Consider the following 21,979-nt stretch of genomic DNA (forward strand, 5'->3'; position numbering starts at 1 on the left):
GCCGGCCGGCCGGGTCAGCCGACGGTCTCGATGCGGTAGTTGACGTCCTCCCCGTCGACGGCGGTGACGGTGGCGCGGACGGTCACGGTGTCGGCGCCGTCGAGCACGGTGCAGCCGATGCTCGCGCCGACGCGGGCGGGCAGGTCGTCCGGGCAGGTCGCGAGCCCGCTGGTGAGCCGGCTCTGGATCTCGCCCGCCACCTGGTCCGAGGACACCACCCCGGGGCCGAGCAGGGTGCTGATGCCGCCGACCAGCTGCATCACCGAGAACACGAGCGCGACGACGCCGAGCACGAGGGAGAAGACCGGCGTCGGGCGGCGCCACCACGGCGCGCGCGGCGGCGGGGTGCCCTCGGGGCGGGCCTGCGGTGCGCCGACGCCGTGGGCGCCACCGGCCGCGTCGGGCGACGAGAACGGGGCGGGGGCGGCGGGGTGCGTCATGGGGACTCCTCGGAGCTGGTGGCCGCTGGTCCGCGGCCGGTGAGGAGAGCGTGCCGCCGGAGCTCGTGCCGGTCTGCCGCCGTCGTCACGCTCGGTGTGTCACCGCGGCGACAGTCGGAGCGGGCGGCCGGGGGCACGGCCTGGCGCCACGATGTGAACGATGGTTAGCTCAGCACATGGCTGGAAGGGAATGATGACGACCGGGACGACGACGCCGCGGCGGCGGCCCCGCGACCGCCGGCAGCAGATCCTGGCGGCGGCGCGCGACCGGTTCGCGCGCCAGGGCTACCACCGGGTCGCGATGGCCGACGTCGCCGCGGCGGTCGACATCGGCGCCAGCGCCCTCTACCGCCACGTCCGCGGCAAGCAGGAACTCCTGCTGGCCGTGCTTGACGAGGACCTCGCCCGCCTCGAGGAGGCCGAGCCCGACCCCGACGGGCTCGCCCGCGTCGCCCTCGAGCGCCGCGGCTTCGGGCTGCTCTGGGAACGGGAGGCCGGGCACCTGCCCGAGGACGAGCAGCATGCGGTCCGCGTCCGGCTCCGCCGCCTCGCGGGCTCGCTCGCGGGGAGGGTGCCGGGGCCCGACGCCGACGTCCGGGGCTGGGCCGCCCTCTCGGTGCTCGGCAGCCCGTCGTACCACCGCACCACGCTCGACGACGACCGCTTCCACGGCCTGATCGCCGACGCCGCCCGCGCCTGCCTCGTCGTCGGGCTCCCCGACCCCCCGCCCTCGTCGGCGGCCGTGCCGCACGAACCGCCTCGGCTCGTCCCGGCGTCTCGCCGCGAGGCCCTGCTCGCCGCCGCGATCCGGCTATTCGCCGCGCGGGGCTACCCCTCGGTGGGGCTCGCCGACATCGGCGCCGCCACCGGCATCGCCGGCCCCAGCGTCTACCACCACTTCCTGACGAAGGCCGACCTGCTGGAGGCCGCCCTGCGCCGCGGCGAGGAGCGCCTCTGGCTCGGGCTGCACCACGCCCTCGCGCGGGCCGACGACGCCGCGGGCGCCCTGGCCGGCCTCGTCGAGGACTACACCGCCTTCGCCTCGACCGACCCGCAGCTCGTCGGGACCCTGCTCTCGGAGATCGTCCACCTCCCCGGGGACCGGCACGCCGCGTTCCGGGCCCACCAGCTCGAGTACGTGGCCGAGTGGGTCGGCCTGCTCCGCGCCGCCCGGCCCGACCTGGCCGTGCGCGAGGCCCGGGTCCTGGTCCACGCCGCCCTCGCCGTGGTCAACAGCCTCACGCGCATCCGGCACCTGCGCGCCCGGCCCGGCCGCGACGCCGAGATCGCGGCCCTCGCCCGCGCGGTGCTGCAGCCCCTGGTCCTCGAAAGTGAATGACGATAAGCTCCGCGGCACTTCGACGGAGAGGTGGGCACCATGCGCCTGACACAGGCCCTCGAGCGCGCGGTGCAACAGGGACCCGACCTCCCCGCGACGATCTTCGGGAACCGCACCCGCACCTGGGCGCAGTGCCACGAGCGCGTCACCCGCTTCGCCGGGGCGCTGCGCGACCTCGGGGTCGGCGACGGCGACCGGGTCGGGATCCTCGCCCTGAACCGCGACGACTACCACGAGTTCCAGCTCGCGGTGCCGTGGTCGGGCGGGGTGGGCGTCCCGGTGAACACCCGCTGGAGCGTCGAGGAGATCGCCTTCTCCCTCGTCGACTCCGGCACCCGCGTCCTGGTGGTCGACGACGCCTTCGCCGGCGTGGTCCCCGACGTCCTCGAGCGCGCCCCGGTCGTCGAGACGGTGATCCACTGCGGCGAGGGGATCACCCCCGCGGGCGCCCTCGCCTACGAGGACCTGATCGCCGGCCACGACCCGGTGCCCGACGCGGGCCGCGGCGGGGACGACCTCGCGGCGATCTACTACACCGGCGGCACCACCGGGCGCCCCAAGGGCGTCATGCTCAGCCACGCCAACCTGCTCGCCTCCGCGCTCGGCAGCTCGGCCACCGAGCACTTCCTCGTCCCCGGCGGGCGGCTGCTGCACACGGCGCCGATGTTCCACCTGGCCGACGGCGCGGCCTGGGTGGCCCGCAACCTCGTCGGGGGCACGCACGTGATCGTCCCCGGTTTCACCCCGGCCTCCGTGGCCGACGCGATCGCCGAGTACCGGGTCACCGACGTGCTGCTGGTCCCGACGATGGTGCAGATGCTCGTCGACGCCCCCGAGACCCGCGACCACGACCTCTCGAGCCTGCGCCGCCTGATCTACGGCGCCTCCCCGATCAGCGAGGCCGTCCTCGAGCGGGCCGCCGCCCGGCTGCCCGCCGCCGAGTTCACGCAGATGTACGGGATGACCGAGCTCTCCCCGGTGTGCACGATGCTCACCCCGGACGACCACGGCCGCGACGGCCTGCGCCGCTCCGCCGGCCGGGCCGCCCCGCACAGCGAGCTGCGCATCGTCGATCCCGACGACGAGGAGGTCGGTCCGCGGACCGTCGGCGAGATCGTCTGCCGCGGCCCGCACGTGATGCTGGGCTACTGGAACCGGCCGGAGGAGACCGCGACCGCCCTGCGCGGCGGCTGGATGCACACCGGCGACGGCGGCTACCTCGACGAGAACGGCTATCTGTTCGTCGTCGACCGGATCAAGGACATGATCGTCTCGGGCGGCGAGAACGTGTACTCCGCCGAGGTCGAGAACGCCCTGGCCCGCCACCCGGCGGTCGCCGCGTGCGCCGTGATCGGCGTTCCCGACGAGCGCTGGGGTGAGCGGGTGCACGCGGTCGTCGTGACGGCTCCGGGCGCCTCGACCAGCGCGGACGATCTCCGCGCGCACTGCCGGGAGCTCATCGCGGGCTACAAGTGCCCGGGCACCGTCGAGTTCGTCGAGGCGCTCCCGATGTCGGGGGCCGGGAAGATCCTCAAGCGCGAGCTGCGGGCGGCCCACTGGACCACGGCGGAGCGCGCCGTCTCCTGAGCCGGATGTGCGAGTGGCGCCGATCTGACGTCAGGTGTCAGCACTGCGCCATTGCTGGCTACCGGCCGGGCTCGACCACCACGATCTCGCCCGGCACCGGGGGAGCAGCGAGCACCGCGGGGGCCTCGTCGAGCCCGATCCGCCGGGTGACCAGCCGGGCCGGGTCGAGCTCGCCCGTCCCGACGAGGTCGAGCAGGCGCGGGTAGTCCGACGCGGCCATGCCGTGGCTGCCGCGCACCGTGAGCTCGCGGGCGATCATCTCGGGGATTCCCACCACGGGGTCGGCGCTCAGCAGCCCCACCTGCACGAGCGTCCCCTGCCGGCGCAGCGACCGGACGCCCAGCGCCAGCGACTCCGCCCGGCCCGCCGCCTCCACCGCGACGTCCGCGCCGCCGTCCAGGGCGTCCGGCAGGTCGGCGGGATCGACCGCGGCCGAGGCCCCCAGCTCGAGCGCCCGGGCCCGGGCCGCGGGCGCCGGGTCGGCGACCACGGCCTCCGCGCCCAGGGCCCGCGCAATGAGGACGGCGGCCAGGCCCACCCCGCCCGCGCCCAGGACGAGCACCCGGTCGCCGGCGCGTACCCCGCCCCGGTCGACGACGGCGCGGAAGGCCGTCGCGACCCGGCAGCCGAGCAGGGACGCCCCGCCGGCGTCGAGGTCGTCACCGACGACGACGAGGTTGGCGTCGGCGTGGTGCAGGGCGACCAGCCCGGCGAAGGACCCGTCGTGGGTGAAGCCGGGCTGCTCCTGGTGCGGACAGACCTGGGCCTGGCCGGCGAGGCAGGTCGGGCACCGCCCGCAGCCGCAGACGAACGGCGTCACCACCCGGTCGCCGACCCGCGCCCGCTCCACCGAGTCGCCCACCGCCACGACCCGCCCCACCAGCTCGTGCCCCGGGACGAACGGGAGCCGGACGCCGTCGTCGTACCCCCGCCACGCGAACCGGTCGCTCGCGCACAGGCCGGTCGCCTCGACGTCCACGACGACGCCGTCGGGCGCCGGGACCGGGTCGGGCCGCTCCACCACGGTCGGCTCGACCCCGAACTCACTGACCACCACCGCGCGCACGGCGTTCATTGTCGGTGATCGATGGCAACATCTCGCGCGTCGACCACGACCCGCGAGGAGATGCCCGTGTCCGTCCTGACCGCCTTCGCCGAGGCGATGCGCAGCGGCGCCGTGGAGGTGATCGACCTGACGACCCCGCTCCAGGAGTCGACGCCGATCCTCGAGCTGCCCGAGCCGTTCGCCAACACCTCACGGTTCCGGCTCGAGGAGCTCTCCCGCTACGACGACCGCGGGCCGGCCTGGTACTGGAACGACATCCACACGGGCGAGCACACCGGCACCCACCTCGACGCCCCCAACCACTGGGTCACCGGGCGCGACGGCCCCGACGTCTCGCAGGTCCCGCTGACCACGCTCGTGGCGCCGGTCGCCGTGATCGACGTGACCGCCGAGGTGGACGCGGACGCCGACTTCCTGCTCGAGGTCTCCCACCTCGAGGCGTGGCAGGCCGAGCACGGGCCGCTGCCCGACGGCGGGTGGCTGCTCTACCGCACGGGCTGGGAGGCCCGGGGCGCGACGCAGGAGGAGTTCGTCAACGCCGACGACGCCGGCCCGCACACCCCCGGGGTGTCGAGCGCGTGCGCCCGGTGGATCGCCCAGGAATCGCCGCTCGCCGGGTTCGGGGTGGAGACCGTCGGCACCGACGCGGGCGCGGCCGGCGGCTTCGACCCGCCGTTCTCCTGCCACCACTTCCTCATGGGCGCGAACAAGTGGGGCCTGACGAGCCTGCGCAACCTCGGGCGGCTACCCGCCACCGGCGCGGTGCTCGTCGTGTCGCCGCTGCCCATCGTCGGGGGCTCCGGCTCGCCGGCCCGCGTGCTGGCGCTGGTGGAGCAGTGACGACGGTCGCCGAGCAGGTCGGCGCACTGCTCGCCGAGCTGGGGGTCGGGCACGCCGTCGGCGTCGTCGGGAGCGGCAACTTCCACGTGACCAACGCGCTGCGGGCCGCCGGCGTGGCCTACACCGCCGCCCGGCACGAAGGCGGCGCCGCGACGATGGCCGACGCCTACGCGCGCACCTCCGGCGAGGTCGGGGTGCTCACCGTCCACCAGGGCCCCGGCCTGACGAACGCGATCACGGGGATCACCGAGGCCGCGAAGTCGCGCACCCCGCTGCTGGTGCTCGCCGCCGACACCCCGGGGGCGCAGGTCCGCAACAACTTCCGCATCGACCAGGACGCACTCGTCCGCTCGGTCGGCGCCGTGCCCGAGCGGGTGCACTCGCCCGCCTCGGCCGCCGCCGACGTCGTCCGTGCCTACGGGATCTGCCGCGACCAGCGCCGCACCGTCGTCCTGAACCTCCCGCTCGACGTCCAGGCCGCCCCCGCCGTCGACGGGCCGGCCCCGGCCCGGACGACGTGGGGCCCGCCCACCCCGGACGCCGACTCGGTCGTCGAGCTCGCCGCGCTGCTCGACGAGGCCGAGCGCCCGGTGTTCGTCGCGGGCCGGGGCGCGCGCGGGGCGCGGGCCGACCTGGAGGCACTGGCCGACCGGAGCGGGGCCCTGCTGGCGACCTCCGCCGTGGCCCACGGCCTGTTCACCGGCTCGCCCTGGTCGCTGGGCATCTCCGGCGGGTTCTCCACGCCCCTGGCCGCCGAGCTCATCGGCGACGCCGACCTGATCGTCGCCTGGGGCGCCTCGCTCACGGCGTGGACGACGCGCCACGGCGAGCTCACCGCGCAGGCCACCCTCGTGCAGGTCGACGACACCGCGGAGGCGCTCGGCGCCACCCGCCCGGTCGCGCTGGGGCTCCTGGGCGACGTGGCGACCACGGCCCGCGACGTCCTCACGGTGGTCGACGGGCAGGAGGGCTACCGCAGCGAGGAGATCGCCGACCGTCTGCGCGCCGCCCCCACCGCACCCGAGGAGGTCGTCGGGGACCGGATCGACCCGCGGGTGCTCTCGGTCGCGCTCGACGGGCTGCTGCCGCCCGAGCGCACCGTGGGGGTCGACTCCGGCAACTTCATGGGCCACCCGTCGAGCTGCCTGCGGGTTCCCGACGAGGCCGGCTTCCTCCTGACCCAGGGCTTCCAGTCGGTCGGGCTCGGCCTCGCGACGACCATCGGCGCGGCCCTCGCACGCCCCGACCGCCTGCCCGTGGCGGCGTGCGGCGACGGCGGGTTCCTCATGGGGATCTCCGAGCTGGAGACCGCCGTGCGGCTGGGCCTGGGCCTCGTCGTCGTGGTCTACGACGACGCCGGGTACGGCGCGGAGTTCCACCACTTCGCGGGCGAGGACCACGGGACGGTGCGCTTCCCCGACGTCGACCTCGCGGCGATCGCCCGGGGCTACGGGTGCGACGCCGCGGTGGTCCGGTCCACCGCCGACCTCGGCATCGTCGGGACCTGGCTGGCCGGCCCGCGCGACCGGCCGCTGGTGGTCGACGCCAAGGTGACCGCGGACGAGCCGTCGTGGTGGCTCGCGGAGGCGTTCAAGGGCCACTGACGAAGCGTCGCCCGCCGGGCCCGTGTATCAAGTTCTCATGCCGATCCTGATCGAGACCACGGTCATCCGGTGAGCGCCCCGACCCGCGCGGGCGTCGAGATGACGATCCACGGCCGGCCCCTCCGCCGCGACCGCGCGCTCCTCATGGCGATCGTCAACCGCACGCCCGACTCGTTCTACGACCAGGGCGCCACGTGGGCCCCGGCGGCGGCGGAGGCCGCGATCGAGCGGGCCGTGGCGCAGGGGGCCGACGTCGTCGACCTCGGCGGCATCCCGGCGAGCCCGGGCCCGGAGGTGACGGCGGCCGAGGAGATCGACCGGGTCCGCCCGACGATCACCTGGGCGCGCGAGCGGTTCCCGCAGCTGACGATCTCGATCGACACCTTCCGGGCCGAGGTCGCCGAGGTGCTGCTCGCCGCGGGGGCCGACCTGGTCAACGACAGCTGGGCCGGGTGGGACCCCGACATCCTGGCCGTCACCGCGCGGTACGGGGCCGGGTACGTCGCCGCCCACACCGGCGGGCTCACCCCGCGGACCGACCCGGTGAAGCCGAGCTACGACGACGTGATGGGCGACGTCGTCGAGGTCACGGTCGACCTCGCGCGCCGGGCCGTGGAGGCCGGCGTCCCGGCCGAGGGCATCCTGCTCGACCCGACCATCGACTTCGGCAAGAACACCCTGCACAGCCTCGAGGTGCTGCGGAACCTGCCGCGCCTGGTCGACACCGGCTGGCCCGTGCTGCTGGCGATGTCGAACAAGGGCGTGGTGGGGGAGACCCTCGACGTGCCGCTGGACGGCCGTCTCACCGGCACGCTCGCCGCCACCGCGCTCGCCGCGCAGGCGGGGGTCGCGATGGTCCGCGCCCACCAGGTCGAGGAGACCCGCCAGACCCTGGAGATGGTCGCGAGCATCGCCGGGCACCGCCCGCCCTCGCGCGCCGAGAGGTGGATGTAGTGCACCAGGTGTGGCCGCTCCCGGCGGCCGAGGTGGGGCAGGACGACCTCGAGCGGCTCTACCGCTACCCCGATCGGGGGCGGGGCTGGGTCGCGGTGAACTTCGTCAGTTCCCTCGACGGCGGGATCGAGATCGACGGCACGAGCGCGGGGCTCTCCACCCCGCCCGACCGCCGGGTCTTCCAGCTGGGCCACGACCTCGCCGACGTCGTCCTGCTCGCCTCGGGCACCGCGGTCGCCGAGGAGTACCCGGGGCTGCGCCCCGAGGGGGAGTCGGCCGCACGCCGTCGCCGGGAGGGGCTGTCCGAGGCGCCGCCGCTGGCCGTGGTCACGTCGGGCTCGCTGCCCGCCGACGCCACGAGCATCGTCGACGTGCTCGTCCCGACGATCGTCATCACGTGCGCGAGCGCGCCCACCGACAAGCAGCAGGCGTGGAAGGACGCGGGGGCCGACGTGCTGATCGCGGGGGAGGACGACGTCGACCTCGCCGACGCGGTCGCCCAGCTGGCCGACCGCGGTCTGCGGCGCATCGACTGCGAGGGCGGGCCGGGCCTCGTCGGGAAACTGCTCGAGGCCGACCTGGTCGACGAGATGCGGGTGAGCATCGTGCCGCTGGCCGTGGCGGGGAGGGCCGGGCGGCTCGCGCGCTCGGCCGACCCGCTGGACGACCCGCGCGGGTTCGAGGTCGACTCCCTGCTCGTCGACGACGGCACCCTGCTGATCCGCTACCTGCGCTCCCGCTGAGTCAGGCCAACGGCCAGCCGCTGAGGTGCTTCGGGCGGGCCGGGGCGTAGGTGCGGACCTTCGAGGTGGTCAGGCCGAGCCGCACGAGGGACTCGGCGACGGTCACCGCCGCGGGCACGCCGTCGACCACCGGCACCCCCGCCCGCTCCCGGACCGCCCCGGTCAGGCCGGCCATGCCGCCGCAGCCGAGCACGATCACCTCCGCACGGTCGTCGCGCACCGCCGCCCGGGCCTGCTCGGCGATCGCGTCGACCGCCCGGGCCGGGTCGCTCTCGAGCTCGAGCACCGCGAGGCCCGAGGCGCGGATCGCGGCGCAGCGCCGGTCGAGCCCGGCGAGGAGCAGGCGGTCGGCGATGAGGGGCACCGTGCGGTCGAGCGAGGTGACCACCGCGTAGCTGCGCCCGAGGTACGTCGCCGTGGTCGCGGCCGCCTCGGTGATGTCGACGACCGGCACGTCGAGCGCCTCCTGCAGCGCCTCCCGGCCGTGCTCGCCGAAGCCCGCCTGGACCACCGCGTCGTAGGGCCCGTCGTGGTGCAGCACCGCGTCGAGGACCCCGAGGGCGGCGAGGTGGCTCTCGACGTTGCCCTCCACCGACTCCGCCCCGAAGCGCGGGGTCAGCCCGACGATCTCCGTCCCCGGCGCCGCGACCGCCCGGGCCTGCCCGACTATGCCGTCGGTCACCGCGGCGGTGGTGTTCACGTTGACGACGAGGATCCGCACGGGCCGCACGTTACGTCGAGGTCGCGCGTGTGAGGATTGGGTGAAGGATCGCCGCGAGAGGTGTGGTCGTGAGCGTGCCCACCTAACGTCGTCACCCGGTCGAGTACCCGGGAGGCGCCGCCATGACCGATCAGCTGGATCCACCGGGGACCGGTGCGGCCGCCCTGCCCGAGGCCGTCGACGCCGCCGCGGGGTACGACCCCCGGCTGACCAACGCCGACCTCGCCCCGCTGCGCGAGCAGACGTGGACCTCGTACAACTTCTTCGCCTTCTGGATGTCCGACGTGCACTCCGTCGGCGGCTACCTCACCGCCGGGAGCCTCTTCGCGCTGGGACTCGCGGCCTGGCAGGTGCTGATCGCGCTGCTCGTCGGGATCGCGATCGTCTACGTCCTGTGCAACCTCGTCGCCCGGCCCTCGCAGGCCACCGGCACGCCCTACCCGGTGGTGTGCCGCTCGGCGTTCGGGGTGCTCGGCGCGAACGTCCCGGCGATCATCCGCGGGCTCATCGCCGTCGCCTGGTACGGCATCCAGACCTACCTGGCCTCGGCCTCGCTCGTCGTCGTGGCCCTCAAGCTCTGGCCCGGGCTCGCGCCGTGGGCGGACGACTCGACCGGCTTCACCGGGCTCTCGCTGGTCGGCTGGGTCGCGTTCGCGATCATGTGGGTGGCGCAGGCGCTGGTGTTCTGGAAGGGCATGGAGGCCATCCGCCGCTTCATCGACTTCTGCGGGCCGGCGGTCTACGTCGTGATGTTCCTGCTCGCGGGCTACCTGGTGGTCCGGGCGGGGCCGTCGAACCTCGACCTCAACCTCTCCGAGAACCTGGTCTCGGGCTGGGCCGTGCTGCCGGTGATGGCGACCGCGGTGGCGCTGGTCGTCTCCTACTTCTCCGGCCCGATGCTCAACTACGGCGACTTCTCCCGGTACGGGAAGAGCTTCGCGGCGGTGCGCAAGGGCAACTTCCTCGGGCTCCCGGTGAACTTCCTGGTCTTCGCCCTGCTCGTGGTGGTGACGGCGGCGGCGACCCGCCCGGTGTTCGGCGAGCTGATGGACGACCCGGTGGAGACGGTCGCGCGCCTCGACTCCACGTACGCCGTGGTGCTCGGCGCCCTCACGTTCATGATCGCGACGGTCGGGATCAACATCGTCGCGAACTTCGTCTCGCCGGCGTTCGACTTCTCCAACGTGAGCCCGCAGAAGATCAGCTGGCGGACCGGCGGGATGATCGCCGCGGTGGGATCCGTGGTGCTCACGCCCTGGAACCTCTACAGCGACCCCGACGTCATCCACTACACGCTCGACACCCTCGGGGCCTTCATCGGCCCGCTCTACGGGGTGCTGATCGCCGACTACTTCCTGGTGAAGAAGCAGCGCATCGACGTCGACGCGATGTACACGCTCGACCCGGCCGGGCAGTACCACTTCCGCGGCGGCTACAACCCGGTCGCGATCGGCGCGACGATCGCCGGGGCGGTGCTGGCGCTCGCGCTGGTGCTGCTCGGGTCGTCCGACGCGGCCGCGTTCTCCTGGTTCGTCGGCGCGGGCGTGGCCTTCGCGGTCCACGCGGTGCTGAGCCGGCGGGCGGTCACAGGGTCCGCGTGAGGTAGACGCTGTGCGGGTCGTCGGTGTAGTCGGCGAACGGCCCGCACGGCTCGAACCCGTACCTCGCGTAGAGGGCCCGGGCCGGGGCGAAGTGGTCGGTCGCCCCGGTCTCGAGGCTCAGGCGGGTCAGGTTCATGGCCTTCGCCGCGGCGAGGACGTGCTCGAGCAGCAGGGCCCCGACGCCGGAGCGTCGACGGCCGGGGTGCGTCCGCATCGACTTGATCTCCCCGTGGGTCGCGTCGTGGCGCTTGAGCGCGGCGCAGCCGACGAGCTCGTCGGCGTCGTACACCGACCAGAAGGTGACGTCGGGCCGGCGCAGGGCGTCGAGGTCGAGCGCGTGCACGCTCCCGGGCGGCGATACCTCCCGCATGTGCGCGAGGTGCTCGGTCAAAAATCGGGCGATCTCCGGGCCCGACAGGTCGTCGACGACGATGCGCATGCGCGGCCTCCCGTGAATCCGGTTCCGGCCCGGGGTGTCGGACCGCTCTGTCACGATCTTGCCCATGACGACGGGTGTGGCGCGGCGGGTGGGGCCGGTGGAGGTCCTGGCCCTCGTGCTCGTCGCCGCGCTCGGCCTGCGCGTGCTCGGGGTCGATCCGCTGGTCACCCCGCAGCTGCGGGTGGGCGCCACCGTGTTCGTCGCGGTCGTCGTGCAGGCCCTGCCGTTCCTCGTGCTCGGCGTGCTGCTCTCGGGGCTGCTGACCGCCTACGTCTCCCCGGCGCTGCTTCGGCGGGTCCTGCCCGCCCGCGCCGGGCCCGCCGTACCCGTCGCGGTGGCGGCCGGGGTGGTGCTGCCGGGCTGCGAGTGCGCCTCGGTGCCCGTGGCGCGGCGGCTCATCGCGCGCGGGGTGCCCGACGCGGTGGCGCTGTCCTTCCTGCTGGCGGCGCCGGCGGTGAACCCCGTGGTGCTCGTGGCCACGGCGGTGGCCTTCCCCGACGCCCCGGAGATGGTCGGCGCCCGCTTCCTCGGGTCGTTCCTCACGGCGACCGTGACGGGCTGGATCTGGGTCCGCGTGGGGCGCGCGGAGTGGATCGCCGAGCGCGTCCGGCGGGTCCCGGCCCCAGACGGCGGGCCGCGGTGGCGGGTGGCGGCCGCGACCGCGCGGCACGACCTCGTCGACGCCGGGGGCTTCCTCGTGCTGGGCGGGCTGGCCGCCGCGGCCCTGACGACGCTCGTGCCGGCCTCGTGGACGGCCGGGCTGGGGGAGCAGCTGGTGCTCGCCGTGCTGGTGATGGCCGTGCTCGCGGTGGTGATGTCGCTCTGCAGCGAGGGCGACGCGTTCGTCGCGGCGTCGTTGTCGGCGCTGCCGCTGCTGCCCCGGCTGGTGTTCCTCGTGGTCGGGCCGGCGGTCGACCTCAAGCTCATCGCGCTGCAGGCGGGGACCTTCGGGCGGGGGTTCGCGGCCCGCTTCGCCCCGCTCACGTTCGTGGTCGCGATCGTCTGTGCCGTGGGCGCCGGGCTGGTGGTGGGGCTGTGACGCCGGGAGACGCAGCGCAGCGGAGCTCCACCCGATGACGAGGGAGGTCCGCAACGCGCTGCTCGTGTTCGTCGGCGCCGTGCTCGTGCTGATCGTCGTCGACGGCACGGTGCTGCACTACGTCCGTCCCGGGATGGCCCCGCTGGTCGCGCTCGCCGGGGTGGTGCTGGTGGGGTTGGCGCTGATCGACGTGGTGGGTGACCTGCGGGGGAGGGCGGAGGGGCACGACGACCACGGCCACGGACGCAGTGCCTGGCTCCTGCTGGTCCCGGTGCTCGTCGTGCTGCTCGCCGCGCCGCCGTCGCTCGGGTCCGACGCGGTCGACCTGGCGGGGACGCGGACGGTGGCGGTGGGGCGGGTGCCCGACGAGCCCCTGCCGGCGGGCCCCGCGCCCGCGATCGCGCTGGTCGACCTCGTCGCCCGGGCCGCGGCGACCCCCGACGGCGGCGCGCTCGCCGGACGGGAGGTCACGCTGACCGGGTTCGTCGTGCCCTCCCGCACCGGGGCCGGCGTCGACCTCGCCCGGCTCGTCATCTCCTGCTGCGCCGCCGACGCGAGCCCGGTGCGTGTCCGGCTCGACGACCCGGGCGGTCGCGTGGGCGGCCCGGGTGTCGGCGGGGACCGGTGGGTGACCGCGCGGGTGCGGCTCGTCCCCGGCACGGCGACCCGGGAGACCGGGTTCGTCCCGACCGTGACGGTGCTCGACGCGGTACCGACCGGCGAGCCCAGCCCGGCCTACGAGTACTGACCCGCTGGCAGACTCCCCCCGATCGACGTCGGAGGGGGATCGGATGGCCAGGGTCGTCATGCAGGCGGTCGTGTCGGTGGACGGCTTCATCGCCGGCCCCGGCGACCAGGTGGGTCCGTTGTTCGACTGGTACGGCAACGGCGACACCGAGCTCACCGCGCACGCGAGCGGCTGGACGTTCCACGTCTCCCGCTCCTCCGCCGAGTACGCCCAGCCCTTCTGGGACGCCATCCGCATCCAGGTGATCGGCCGGCATCTGTTCGACCTCACGAACGGATGGGACGGCCGGGCGGCCGCCGCCGAGCAGCTGGTCGTCGTCACCCACCGTCCCCTGCCCGAGGAGTGGCTCGCGGCGCACCCCGACGCGCCGACCCACACCGCGGAGTCGGTGGAGGCCGGGATCGCCCGGGCGAAGGAGCTCGCCGGGGACGGACTCGTCTGCGTCTCCGCCGGCGAGGTCGGGGGCCAGGCCTTCACCGCCGGCCTGGTCGACGAGGTGGCGATGGACGTCGCGCCCGTGGTGCTCGGCGAGGGGGTGCGGTTCTTCGGCTCGCACTCCGGCGCGGTCCTGCTCGACGACCCGGACCGGGTGGTCCAGGGCGACCGCGTGCTGCATCTGCACTACACGGTCCGGCGCTGATCACGGTCCGGCACGGACTCCGTTCCCTGCCGTGACCAGGATATGGCCGGGAGGGGGGCTTGCCACAAGAGCCCGGACGGGCCCGAGAATCGCCGCCCACTGCGGCCACGACCCGGGAGCGACCCCTTGCCCGACCTGGTTCCCGACCTCCGCGACATCGACCGGACGCGGGTCGCGGACGTCGGGGGGAAGGCCGCGAACCTCGGCGAGCTCACCCGGATCGATGGGGTCCGGGTCCCGGCCGGGTACTGCGTCACCACCGCGGCGTTCCCGGTCGCCGGTGTTCCTCACGGTTCGCGGGCTCGTGACGGAGGTCGGCGGGCTGATGACCCATGGTGCGGTGATCGCGCGGGAGTACGGCCTGCCCGCCGTCGTCGGGGTCGAGCACGCCACCCGGCTCGTCCCCGACGGGCGGTGGATCCGGCTGGACGCAACGCACGGCTGGGTCGAGCTGCTGCCGGACCCGACCCCGGCACCGCGTCCCGGGGCGCACCGGGATCCGTCCGCGTAGCGTGAAGGGAGTGAGCACCGCCCTCCAGCAGCTCGAGCACACCTACGCCGACGCGGTCCCCGACCTCGTGGCGAACTGGGCCGCCGCCCCGGTCCGCGACCCGGCGGTCGTCGTCCGGAACGACGACCTGGCGCGCGAGCTGGGTCTCGACCCGGAGGCCCTGCAGGCCGACGGCCTGCTGACCGGCACCGTGCCCGAGGCCGTGCAGCCCGTGGCGATGGCGTACTCCGGGCACCAGTTCGGGATGTACCAGCCGCGCCTCGGCGACGGGCGCGCCCTGCTGCTCGGGGAGCTCGTCGACCCGCAGGGGCGCCGGCACGACCTGCACCTCAAGGGCTCCGGCCGCACCCCGTTCGCCCGGGGCGGCGACGGGAAGGCCGCCCTCGGGCCGATGCTGCGCGAGTACCTCATGGGCGAGGCGATGCACGCCCTCGGCGTCCCGACGAGCCGCGGCCTGGCCGTGTGCACCACGGGCGAGGAGATCCCGCGCGACACCGGGATGCTGCCCGGGGCGGTGCTGACCCGCGTGGCCTCGAGCCACCTGCGGGTGGGGACGTTCCAGTACGCGTCCGCCTCGCACGGCCCGGAGGTGGTGCGCGCCCTGGCCGACCACGCGATCGCGCGCCACTACCCGGAGGCCACCGACTACCTCGACCTCTACCGCCGCGTGGTGCACGCCCAGGCCGAGCTGATCGCCCGGTGGATGCTGGTCGGCTTCATCCACGGCGTGATGAACACCGACAACACGACGATCTCCGGCGAGACGATCGACTACGGGCCGTGCGCGTTCATGGACCGCTTCGACCCGGAGACCGTGTTCAGCTCCATCGACCACGCGGGCCGCTACGCCTACGGCCACCAGCCGCCGGTCGCGCGCTGGAACCTGGCGCGGCTCGGGGAGGCGCTGCTGCCGCTGATCGACGCCGACCAGGAGAAGGCGGTCGAGGCGGCGACGGCGGTGGTGCAGGAGTTCGGCGAGGTCTACGAGCGGCACTTCCAGGCGGGGATGGCCGCGAAGCTCGGGCTCCGCGAGCCCGACCCGGCGCTCGTCGCGGACCTGCTCGCCCTGCTCCACGCCCAGCAGGTCGACTGGACCACGTTCTTCCGCTCGACGAACCCGCGCGACCTGTTCGTCGACCGGGACGCCTTCGACACCTGGGCCGCGCGGTGGACCCCCGAGCTCGACCGCGACGCGGTCAACCCGCTCTACGTCCCGCGCAACCACCTGGTCGACGAGGCCCTGACCGCCGCAGAGCGGGGCGACCTGCAGCCGTTCCGCGACCTCCTCGCGGTGGTCACCGACCCGTACACCGAGCAGCCCGGCCGGGAGCGGTACACCGAGCCCGGCACCGGGCCGTTCGTCACCTACTGCGGAACCTGAGCCCGGCGGCGGTCGTCGCGCACAGCACCCCGGTGGCCACCAGCAGCACCGGCAGGCCCAGCGGCGCGACGAGCCCGCCGACCACGATCGGCGCGACGATCGCCCCGACGGCCCCGACCACCATCGCGCCCGAGAGGGCCCGGCCGGGGTCGGCGGGGACGACCGCCGCGGTCCAGACCGCGAGCGCGGCGGCGCCGATCATGTAGCCGGGGGCGAACACCGCGGCCGCGGCGAGGGCGAGCACGGGGGAGCGGTCGCCCACCGCGAGGACGAGCAGGGACACCGCGATCCCGGCGAGGCAGCCGGCCGCCACCCGGCCCGGGCCGAACCGGCGCGCCATCGCCCCCGTGAACAGCCCGGCCGTCCCGAGCACGCCGATGATCACGAAGAGCAGCGGCCGGACCGCGGCGGTGAGCCCGGCCCGGGTCGCGACCTCGGCGCTGTAGGTGAACGCGACCGCGGTTCCGGCCTGGTAGACCACGGCGTAGAGGGCGGGGGCGCGCATCGAGCGCCACGGCACCGGGTTCCCGGCGATCTGCCGGGCGGGCACCGGCGGCACCCACCGCAGGTTCAGCAGCGCGGCGGCGGCCGAGCACAGCGCGACGGCCGCCCACACCGCCCGCCACTGCGACCCGGCGGCGATGGCGACGAGCCCGACGAGGACCAGGCCCGCGCAGGTCCCGGTGCTGATCAGCGAGATGAGGCGCGGGCGCCGCTCGGGGCGGGCCAGGGCGGCGACGACGTCGGAGTAGGGCGCCCACACCCAGCCCGCGGCGCTGCCGGCGAGGACGGCGCCGAGCGCGAGGACCGGCGGCGACCCGGCCAGCACGACGACGAGGGCGCCGAGGACCCCGCACACCCCGCCGACCGTGGTGGGCGCCCGCGGCCCGCGGCGGGCCGCGAGCAGGGGCGCCCCGACGATCCCGGCGAGGAACCCCGCGAAGGTGCCGCCCGCGATGAGGCCGAGCACGGCGTCGGGGACGCCGGTGGGGGAGAGGCCGGGGTCGACCCGCAGGGCGGGCAGCGTCAGCCCGAAGCAGAACCGGCCCATGCCGAAGGCGACCCCGACGACGGCCGCCCCCGCGGCCCCGACGCGCATCTCCAGGTCGCGCGTCACCCGCCCGACCTCGCGCGGCGTCGTCGGGCCGGGGCGACCGCGGCCTCGGCCGTCCCCGAGCGCACGACGACCGCCGCGACGATCGTCGTCACGGGCACCGCGGCGACGATCCCGATCGAGCCGACGAGCGTCCGCAGCACCTCCTGCGCGACGTCTTCGGCGGTCAGCAGGTCGCCCACCCCGCGGCCCGAGAGCGTGAAGAGCAGCAGCAGGGGCAGGGCGGCGCCGGCGTAGGCGAGGACGAGGGTGTTCACGGCGGAGGCCACGTGGTCGCGCCCCACCCGCATCGCGGCGGCATAGAGGGCGCGGGTGGGCGTGGTCGGGTCGGCCCGGTGGAGCTCCCAGACGGTGGAGGTCTGGGTGACGGTGACGTCGTCGAGCACCCCGAGGGCCCCGATGACGAGGCCCGCGAGCAGGAGACCGCGGGGGTCGATGGTGGCGCCGAGGACGCCGATGAGCTCGGTGGAGGAGTCGTCGAGCCCGGTGAGGCGGGTGAGGCCGCCGAAGACGACGGCGAGGACGCCGATGAGCCCGAGGCTCACGACGGTGCCCAGCGCGGCCGTCGCGGTGCGCGCGGAGAAGCCGTGGATCGTCGGGAACACCACGGCGACGATCAGGCCCGCCGCCACCAGCGCGACCGCGAGCGGGGACGCGCCGGTGAGCAGGGCCGGCAGCACGAACACCCCCAGCACCCCGAGGGTGATCACCAGGGCGCCGAGGGCCCCGAGCCCCTGCCAGCGCCCCAGCAGGACGACGGCCAGCGCGAACACCCCGGCGAGCAGCAGCATCGAGCCGCCGCGCTGCCGGTCGACCACCTGGTAGCCGCTCGCGTCGGCCGGGTCGCCGCCGGACCAGGCGACGACCACCGCGTCGCCGTCGGTGAACCGCGGGGTCGCCGGCCCTCCGGGGAGCAGGGTGTCGATGGTGCGCCCGGATGCCGGGCCCTCGTCGAGGCGGACCTGCAGCGGGAAGCAGCCCGACCCCGCCTCGGTGGCGGCGAGGTTCGGGTCGGAGCAGTCGGCCTCGGCGCCCGCGCGGACGATCGTGCCGTCGAGCGGCTGCGTGGCCACGGCGGCCGCGGCCCCGCTCGTGGTGCCGGCCGCCGCAGCGTGGCTGCCGTCGAGCACCGCGCGGTACTCGCCCGGGGACGGGGCGAGGAGCACCAGCCCGACGAGCACCGCGAGCGCGCAGGGGACGAGCAGCGCGGCGAGCACGGTGCGGACCCGCTTACCGACGGCGGGAGCGGGCCCGTGGCCGTGGCCGTGGCCGTGGGCCTCGGGTGGGGCCGGCCGTCGTCGGGAAGGACCCGGGACCGGGATCGGCGCCGTCACCTCGGACGGCTCGACCTCCGGTGCCACGTCCTCCCGCCGTCGACGGCCCGCCACGTCAACGACCCGGCGGGAGCTGGTACCGGATGAGGCGCGAGGAGTTCGCGACGACCGCGACCGACGAGGCGTTGTGCAGGATCGCCGCCACCACCGGCGAGAGGGCGCCGCCCGCGGAGACCACGAGGCCCACGGCGTTGACGGCGATGGACATGCCGTAATTCTGGCGGATCACGCCGACGCCGCGGCGCCCGAGGTCGCGCAGCTCGAGCAGGGCGCCGAGCCGGTCGCCCGCGAGGGCCACGTCGGCGGTCTCCACCGCGACGTCGGTGCCGGCCACGCCCATCGCGATCCCGAGGTCGGCCAGCGCGAGGGCCGGGGCGTCGTTGGTGCCGTCGCCGACCATCGCGACCGTGTAGCCCTCGGCCTGCAGGGCGCGGACGGCGTCCTGCTTGTCCTCGGGCATCACCTCGGCGCGCCACTCGTCGATGCCGAGCTCGCGCGCCACCGCCTCGGCGACGTCGGGGTGGTCGCCGGAGAGCATGACGATGCGGCGGACCCCGTCGACGCGCAGTGCGGCGAGGACCTCGGCCGCCTCGGGGCGGACGGTGTCGCGCAGGCTGATCAGGCCGGTGAGCCGGCCGTCGACCGCGAGCAGCAGCGGCGTCTCGGCCTCGCGCTGCAGGCGGCGCACCCAGTCGTGGGCCTTGCGGGTGACCGTCACCTTCTGTTGGCGCAGCAGCGCCCGCGAGCCCAGCAGCAGCGTCCGGCCGTCGGACTGCACGCGCATGCCCTGGCCGAGCAGCACCTCGCACTCCTCGTGCGGCGGGATCTCGATGCGCCGCTCCTCGGTGGAGCGGATGACCGCCTGCGCGAGCGGGTGCCGGGAGTGGATCTCCGACGAGGCCGCGAGGGCCAGGACCTGCTCGGGGGAGTAGGCGTCGTCGAAGGACACGACGTTGGTGACCACGGGTCGGCCGGTGGTGACGGTGCCGGTCTTGTCGAGCACCACGGCGTCGACCCGCCCGGCCGACTCGAGGTGCGAGCCGCCCTTGATCAGGATGCCCCGGCGGGCGCCGTTGCCGATGGCGGCGCTGATCGCGGTGGGGGTCGAGAGGCCCACCGCGCAGGGGCAGGCGACCAGCAGCATCGTCATGGCCCGGCGCACGTCGCGGGTGATCAGCAGCGTCGCGGCCGAGAGCGCGAAGGACAGCGGGACGAAGCGGCGGCTGAAGTTCTCGCCGACGGTCTGGATCGGCGCCCGGTCGGACTGGGCGGCCTCGACGCGCTCGATGATCCGGCCGACGGCGGTGTCGGAGCCGACCGCGGTCGCGCGCACCACGAGGCGGCCGCGCAGCAGCACCGAGCCGGCGTGCAGGGCGTCGCCGACCTCGACGGTCACCGGGAGGTTCTCCCCGGTGATGGCCGCCTGGTCGAGCAGGCAGCCCTGGGCCGACACCTCGACGACGACCCCGTCGACGGGCAGCACCACGTGCTCGTGGACCACGACCTCGTCGTCGACCCCCACCCGCTCGATCGGGACCTCGATCTCGGTGTCCCCGACCCGCATCCACGTGGTGGTCCGGGCCCCGGTGAGCAGGTCGGAGATGGCGCGGCGGCTGCGGCGCAGCGTGAGGTCCTGCAGGTACTCGCCGATGTTGAGCAGCCAGAGCACGGTCAGGGCGACGACGTTCTCGCGCAGCACGAGCGAGGCGACGGTCGCCGCCGAGACGAGCGCGTCGGTGCCCGCGCCCCGGCCGCCGACGAGGGCGCGAAGGGCTCCGCGCAGGAAGGGGTAGCCGGTGAAGATCGTGACGCCGGTGGCGACGGTGCGGCTGGTCGCCCCGAGCACCGGGGGACGCCGGAGCACCCAGCGGCGCCCGCCGAGCAGGAGCAGGGCGATCCCGCCGACCGCCATGCGGAGCAGGTCGCCGTTGCCGACCTCGGCCGAGCGCGGCGCCCGGGTCGCGGGCTCGGTGGTGGTCGTGACGGCCGCGCGGTAGGCACCGGTGATCGCGTCGGGCGAGCAGAGGGCCCGGTCGTACCAGACGACGAGGGCCCCGGTGCGCGGGAACGCGTGCACCTGGCGGACGCCCTCGACGTCGTCGAGCGCCTCCTCCACGGCGACCGCCCGCCCGGGCGACCCGCGCAGGCCGGGGGCGTCGAAGCGGGCCCGGCCGGCAGCGTCGGACACGACCCGCAGGTCGGGAGCGGGCTCCGGGACGGGGTGGAGGTGGCGCGCGGGGGAGCTCACCTCAGTGCTCGTGGTCGTGCTTCTCGACGGCGCCGGGCGGCGGGGCCTGCTCGCCGATCCGCTCCCGGGCCTCCGCGACGACGTCGGCGGTGTTCAGCCGCACCCGCTCGGCGCCGGTCTCGGCGGCGCGGGCCGCGCGCAGACCGAGCGTGGTCACCGCGACCGCGGACTCGTGCACCGCCCGACCGCCGGAGAGCTTCTTCACGCCCTCCACCACCGCGACGCCGGCCACGCCGCTCGCCACCGCGCCGACGGCCTTCGCCGCCAGGGGACCCCACGCCACCATCTGCTGCCTCCTCGTCACCGCGGCCGCTCGGCCGGATGATCGACGCTAACCCGGGGCGCGGGCCGTTCCCGCTGCCCGGAGGGGTGATCCCCACCATTGATGGAAACGATTACCGTGTGCGGCAGGTGTGCCCCGTGCGCCCGAACGGGGGGTGGATGACCCCGGTCGGATGCGATGGGTCACGATCTCCGGCGTGACTGCGGACCCCGGGCACGCCACCGACGGCACGTCGACCGTGGCCACGGTCGCGGAGGGCCCGGCGGTGCCGGTCACGGTGGGCGACCGGTTCGACCTCGGCGAGCGGCTCGGCCGGGGCGCCACCGCCACGGTGTACCGGGCGCACGACCGGCTGCTCCAGCGCGACGTCGCCGTGAAGCTCTTCGCCCCCGGCGTCGGCACCCTCGACTCCGCCTCCGTGCGCCGCGAGCTGCAGGCCGCCGCCCAGGTCTCGCACCCCGGGGTCCTCGAGGTCTTCGACGTCGGCGAGGTGGACGACCGGGTCTTCCTCGTGACCCGCCTCGTCCCCGGCGGCTCGCTCGCCGACACCCTGGAGCGGGGCCCGCTGCCGACGGAGGTCGTCGTCGGGCTGGCCGGCGAGCTGCTCGCGGCCCTCGCCCACGTCCACTCGCTCGGCATCGTCCACCGCGACGTGAAGCCCGCGAACATCCTGCTCGACCACGCCGAGCCGGACCCCGACGAGGGCCCGCTGCGCGTCCATCCCGTCCTCGCCGACTTCGGCGTGGCCGCGGTGGCGACCGCCACCACCGTGCACGGCCAGGTCACCGGCACGGCCGCCTACCTCGCCCCGGAGCAGGTCCGCGGCGGCGACGTGGGCTCCCCGGCCGACGTCTACGCCCTCGGGCTGGTGCTCCTCGAGTGCCTCACCGGGCAGCGCGAGTTCCCCGGGGGACCGGTCGAGTCGTCGGTCGCGCGCCTGCACCGCGACCCGGTGGTCCCCGAGGACCTTCCCGACGACCTCCGCTCCCTCCTGACCGCGATGACCGCGTCCACCCCGGTGGAGCGGCCCTCGGCGGAGGCGGCCCGCGAGCGGCTGCGGGCCCTGGCCCCGCTGCTGGGGCTCGACGAGGAGACCCTCGCCGTGCCCGCGGCCGCCCTGGCGGCGGGACCGGCCGGAGCGGCCGCCCGGTCGCCGATCGTGCTCGACCCCGTCACCGCCGCCGCACCGACGGTCGCGGGCGCCACCGCGGTCGTCGACCCCCACCCGGCGGCCGTCCCCGCCGTCTCGGCGCCGCTCGCGGCGATGGCCCCGGGCGCCCTCGCCCGCGCGCCCGAGCCGCCCACCGGACCGGTGGCCGTGCCCGCCCGCGGCGCGGCCCTGCGGCG

The 21,979-nt window shown here is 75.5% G+C and carries 21 protein-coding genes and 1 pseudogene; 14 read left to right on the top strand and 8 right to left on the bottom strand.

All coding sequences use genetic code 11. The features are described 5' to 3' along the window. Positions 1-14 precede the first annotated feature (14 nt). Entirely contained in the window at positions 15-440 is a 426-nt protein-coding gene (locus tag ACFPBZ_RS25585) for a DUF4333 domain-containing protein (RefSeq protein ID WP_378038942.1), read from the bottom strand. Positions 441-633: 193 nt separating this feature from the next. On the opposite strand from ACFPBZ_RS25585, the gene ACFPBZ_RS25590 reads away from it, so the two are divergent. Beyond that, the gene (locus ACFPBZ_RS25590) at positions 634-1,779 is read left to right on the top strand and encodes a TetR/AcrR family transcriptional regulator (protein ID WP_378038943.1); all 1,146 of its coding nucleotides are present in this window, start codon (positions 634-636) and stop codon (positions 1,777-1,779) included. A 39-nt stretch (positions 1,780-1,818) separates the two neighbouring features. Further along, a complete protein-coding gene (locus tag ACFPBZ_RS25595) occupies positions 1,819-3,366 on the top strand; it encodes an acyl-CoA synthetase (protein ID WP_378038944.1) in 1,548 nt (515 codons plus the stop codon). 58 nt (positions 3,367-3,424) lie between these two features. Here ACFPBZ_RS25595 and ACFPBZ_RS25600 read toward each other — a convergent pair whose 3' ends face one another. Next, positions 3,425-4,441 (bottom strand): alcohol dehydrogenase catalytic domain-containing protein, encoded by a 1,017-nt coding sequence (locus ACFPBZ_RS25600; RefSeq protein ID WP_378038945.1) that lies wholly within the window; start codon positions 4,439-4,441, stop codon positions 3,425-3,427. A 57-nt stretch (positions 4,442-4,498) separates the two neighbouring features. Here ACFPBZ_RS25600 and ACFPBZ_RS25605 point away from each other — a divergent pair, with 57 nt between their 5' ends. From ACFPBZ_RS25605 to ACFPBZ_RS25620, 4 genes are all read left to right on the top strand, one after another. Then, on the top strand, positions 4,499-5,272 hold the full coding sequence (locus ACFPBZ_RS25605; RefSeq protein ID WP_378038946.1) for a cyclase family protein: 774 nt from the start codon (positions 4,499-4,501) through the stop codon (positions 5,270-5,272). Then, a complete protein-coding gene (locus tag ACFPBZ_RS25610; protein WP_378038947.1) occupies positions 5,269-6,876 on the top strand; it encodes a thiamine pyrophosphate-binding protein in 1,608 nt (535 codons plus the stop codon). Before ACFPBZ_RS25605 ends, ACFPBZ_RS25610 begins: the two co-directional genes overlap by 4 nt. 99 nt (positions 6,877-6,975) lie before the next feature. Beyond that, a complete protein-coding gene (gene folP, locus ACFPBZ_RS25615) occupies positions 6,976-7,830 on the top strand; it encodes a dihydropteroate synthase (RefSeq protein WP_378038962.1) in 855 nt (284 codons plus the stop codon). Continuing rightward, positions 7,830-8,573: a dihydrofolate reductase family protein gene (locus tag ACFPBZ_RS25620; protein ID WP_378038948.1), complete on the top strand. Its 744-nt coding sequence runs from the start codon at positions 7,830-7,832 to the stop codon at positions 8,571-8,573. The genes folP and ACFPBZ_RS25620 overlap by 1 nt, the downstream gene beginning before the upstream one ends. Before the next feature lies 1 nt (position 8,574). On the opposite strand, the gene ACFPBZ_RS25625 is transcribed toward ACFPBZ_RS25620, so the two are convergent. Beyond that, positions 8,575-9,294 (bottom strand): aspartate/glutamate racemase family protein, encoded by a 720-nt coding sequence (locus tag ACFPBZ_RS25625; protein ID WP_378038949.1) that lies wholly within the window; start codon positions 9,292-9,294, stop codon positions 8,575-8,577. Positions 9,295-9,416: 122 nt separating this feature from the next. On the opposite strand from ACFPBZ_RS25625, the gene ACFPBZ_RS25630 reads away from it, so the two are divergent. Then, a complete protein-coding gene (locus ACFPBZ_RS25630) occupies positions 9,417-10,895 on the top strand; it encodes an NCS1 family nucleobase:cation symporter-1 (protein WP_378038950.1) in 1,479 nt (492 codons plus the stop codon). Here the strand turns inward: ACFPBZ_RS25630 and ACFPBZ_RS25635 are convergent. Beyond that, a complete protein-coding gene (locus ACFPBZ_RS25635) occupies positions 10,879-11,334 on the bottom strand; it encodes a GNAT family N-acetyltransferase (RefSeq protein ID WP_378038951.1) in 456 nt (151 codons plus the stop codon). The genes ACFPBZ_RS25630 and ACFPBZ_RS25635 overlap by 17 nt on opposite strands. A 64-nt stretch (positions 11,335-11,398) precedes the next feature. On the opposite strand from ACFPBZ_RS25635, the gene ACFPBZ_RS25640 reads away from it, so the two are divergent. From ACFPBZ_RS25640 to ACFPBZ_RS25665, 6 genes and pseudogenes are all read left to right on the top strand, one after another. Next, entirely contained in the window at positions 11,399-12,373 is a 975-nt protein-coding gene (locus tag ACFPBZ_RS25640) for a permease (RefSeq protein ID WP_378038952.1), read from the top strand. A 34-nt stretch (positions 12,374-12,407) separates the two neighbouring features. Next, complete coding sequence (locus ACFPBZ_RS25645) at positions 12,408-13,121, top strand: TIGR03943 family putative permease subunit (RefSeq protein ID WP_378038953.1); 714 nt, start codon at positions 12,408-12,410, stop codon at positions 13,119-13,121. A gap of 43 nt (positions 13,122-13,164) precedes the next feature. Continuing rightward, complete coding sequence (locus ACFPBZ_RS25650) at positions 13,165-13,761, top strand: dihydrofolate reductase family protein (RefSeq protein ID WP_378038954.1); 597 nt, start codon at positions 13,165-13,167, stop codon at positions 13,759-13,761. A 42-nt stretch (positions 13,762-13,803) separates the two neighbouring features. Then, positions 13,804-13,989 (top strand): annotated as a pseudogene (locus ACFPBZ_RS25655) (hypothetical protein); the annotation flags it as partial. Further along, positions 13,985-14,272, top strand: coding sequence for a PEP-utilizing enzyme (locus ACFPBZ_RS25660; protein ID WP_378038955.1), 288 nt, complete (start codon positions 13,985-13,987; stop codon positions 14,270-14,272). The pseudogene ACFPBZ_RS25655 and the gene ACFPBZ_RS25660, both read left to right, overlap by 5 nt. A 10-nt stretch (positions 14,273-14,282) precedes the next feature. Next, a complete protein-coding gene (locus ACFPBZ_RS25665; protein ID WP_378038956.1) occupies positions 14,283-15,653 on the top strand; it encodes a protein adenylyltransferase SelO in 1,371 nt (456 codons plus the stop codon). Here the strand turns inward: ACFPBZ_RS25665 and ACFPBZ_RS25670 are convergent. Genes ACFPBZ_RS25670 through ACFPBZ_RS25685 form a run of 4 tightly spaced genes read right to left on the bottom strand, consistent with a single transcriptional unit; the run spans position 15,634 to position 20,635 of the window. Further along, positions 15,634-16,770, bottom strand: a complete 1,137-nt coding sequence (locus tag ACFPBZ_RS25670) for an MFS transporter (protein WP_378038957.1) — start codon at positions 16,768-16,770, stop codon at positions 15,634-15,636. The genes ACFPBZ_RS25665 and ACFPBZ_RS25670 overlap by 20 nt on opposite strands. Beyond that, positions 16,767-18,128, bottom strand: a complete 1,362-nt coding sequence (locus ACFPBZ_RS25675; protein WP_378038958.1) for a YibE/F family protein — start codon at positions 18,126-18,128, stop codon at positions 16,767-16,769. Before ACFPBZ_RS25675 ends, ACFPBZ_RS25670 begins: the two co-directional genes overlap by 4 nt. Before the next feature lie 28 nt (positions 18,129-18,156). Further along, the gene (locus ACFPBZ_RS25680) at positions 18,157-20,349 is read right to left on the bottom strand and encodes a heavy metal translocating P-type ATPase (RefSeq protein ID WP_378038959.1); all 2,193 of its coding nucleotides are present in this window, start codon (positions 20,347-20,349) and stop codon (positions 18,157-18,159) included. Position 20,350: 1 nt separating this feature from the next. Next, entirely contained in the window at positions 20,351-20,635 is a 285-nt protein-coding gene (locus ACFPBZ_RS25685) for a DUF1490 family protein (protein ID WP_378038960.1), read from the bottom strand. A gap of 193 nt (positions 20,636-20,828) precedes the next feature. Here ACFPBZ_RS25685 and ACFPBZ_RS25690 point away from each other — a divergent pair. Next, the coding region (locus ACFPBZ_RS25690; RefSeq protein WP_378038961.1) for a serine/threonine-protein kinase at positions 20,829-21,979 on the top strand (1,151 nt) is incomplete at its 3' end.

The sequence above is a fragment of the Actinomycetospora atypica genome (assembly GCF_042653685.1).
Lineage (GTDB): Bacteria > Actinomycetota > Actinomycetes > Mycobacteriales > Pseudonocardiaceae > Actinomycetospora > Actinomycetospora atypica.

Excerpts from the sequence above, each read along its gene's own strand:
- ACFPBZ_RS25685 (WP_378038960.1), bottom strand. The coding sequence starts at position 20,635 with ATGGTGGCGTGGGGTCCCCTGGCGGCGAAGGCCGTCGGCGCGGTGGCG.
- ACFPBZ_RS25635 (WP_378038951.1), bottom strand. The coding sequence starts at position 11,334 with ATGCGCATCGTCGTCGACGACCTGTCGGGCCCGGAGATCGCCCGATTT.
- ACFPBZ_RS25650 (WP_378038954.1), top strand. The coding sequence starts at position 13,165 with ATGGCCAGGGTCGTCATGCAGGCGGTCGTGTCGGTGGACGGCTTCATC.
- ACFPBZ_RS25595 (WP_378038944.1), top strand. The coding sequence starts at position 1,819 with ATGCGCCTGACACAGGCCCTCGAGCGCGCGGTGCAACAGGGACCCGAC.
- ACFPBZ_RS25600 (WP_378038945.1), bottom strand. The coding sequence starts at position 4,441 with ATGAACGCCGTGCGCGCGGTGGTGGTCAGTGAGTTCGGGGTCGAGCCG.
- folP (WP_378038962.1), top strand. The coding sequence starts at position 6,976 with ATGACGATCCACGGCCGGCCCCTCCGCCGCGACCGCGCGCTCCTCATG.
- ACFPBZ_RS25585 (WP_378038942.1), bottom strand. The coding sequence starts at position 440 with ATGACGCACCCCGCCGCCCCCGCCCCGTTCTCGTCGCCCGACGCGGCC.
- ACFPBZ_RS25640 (WP_378038952.1), top strand. The coding sequence starts at position 11,399 with ATGACGACGGGTGTGGCGCGGCGGGTGGGGCCGGTGGAGGTCCTGGCC.
- ACFPBZ_RS25630 (WP_378038950.1), top strand. The coding sequence starts at position 9,417 with ATGACCGATCAGCTGGATCCACCGGGGACCGGTGCGGCCGCCCTGCCC.
- ACFPBZ_RS25660 (WP_378038955.1), top strand. The coding sequence starts at position 13,985 with ATGGGGTCCGGGTCCCGGCCGGGTACTGCGTCACCACCGCGGCGTTCC.
- ACFPBZ_RS25645 (WP_378038953.1), top strand. The coding sequence starts at position 12,408 with ATGACGAGGGAGGTCCGCAACGCGCTGCTCGTGTTCGTCGGCGCCGTG.
- ACFPBZ_RS25590 (WP_378038943.1), top strand. The coding sequence starts at position 634 with ATGACGACCGGGACGACGACGCCGCGGCGGCGGCCCCGCGACCGCCGG.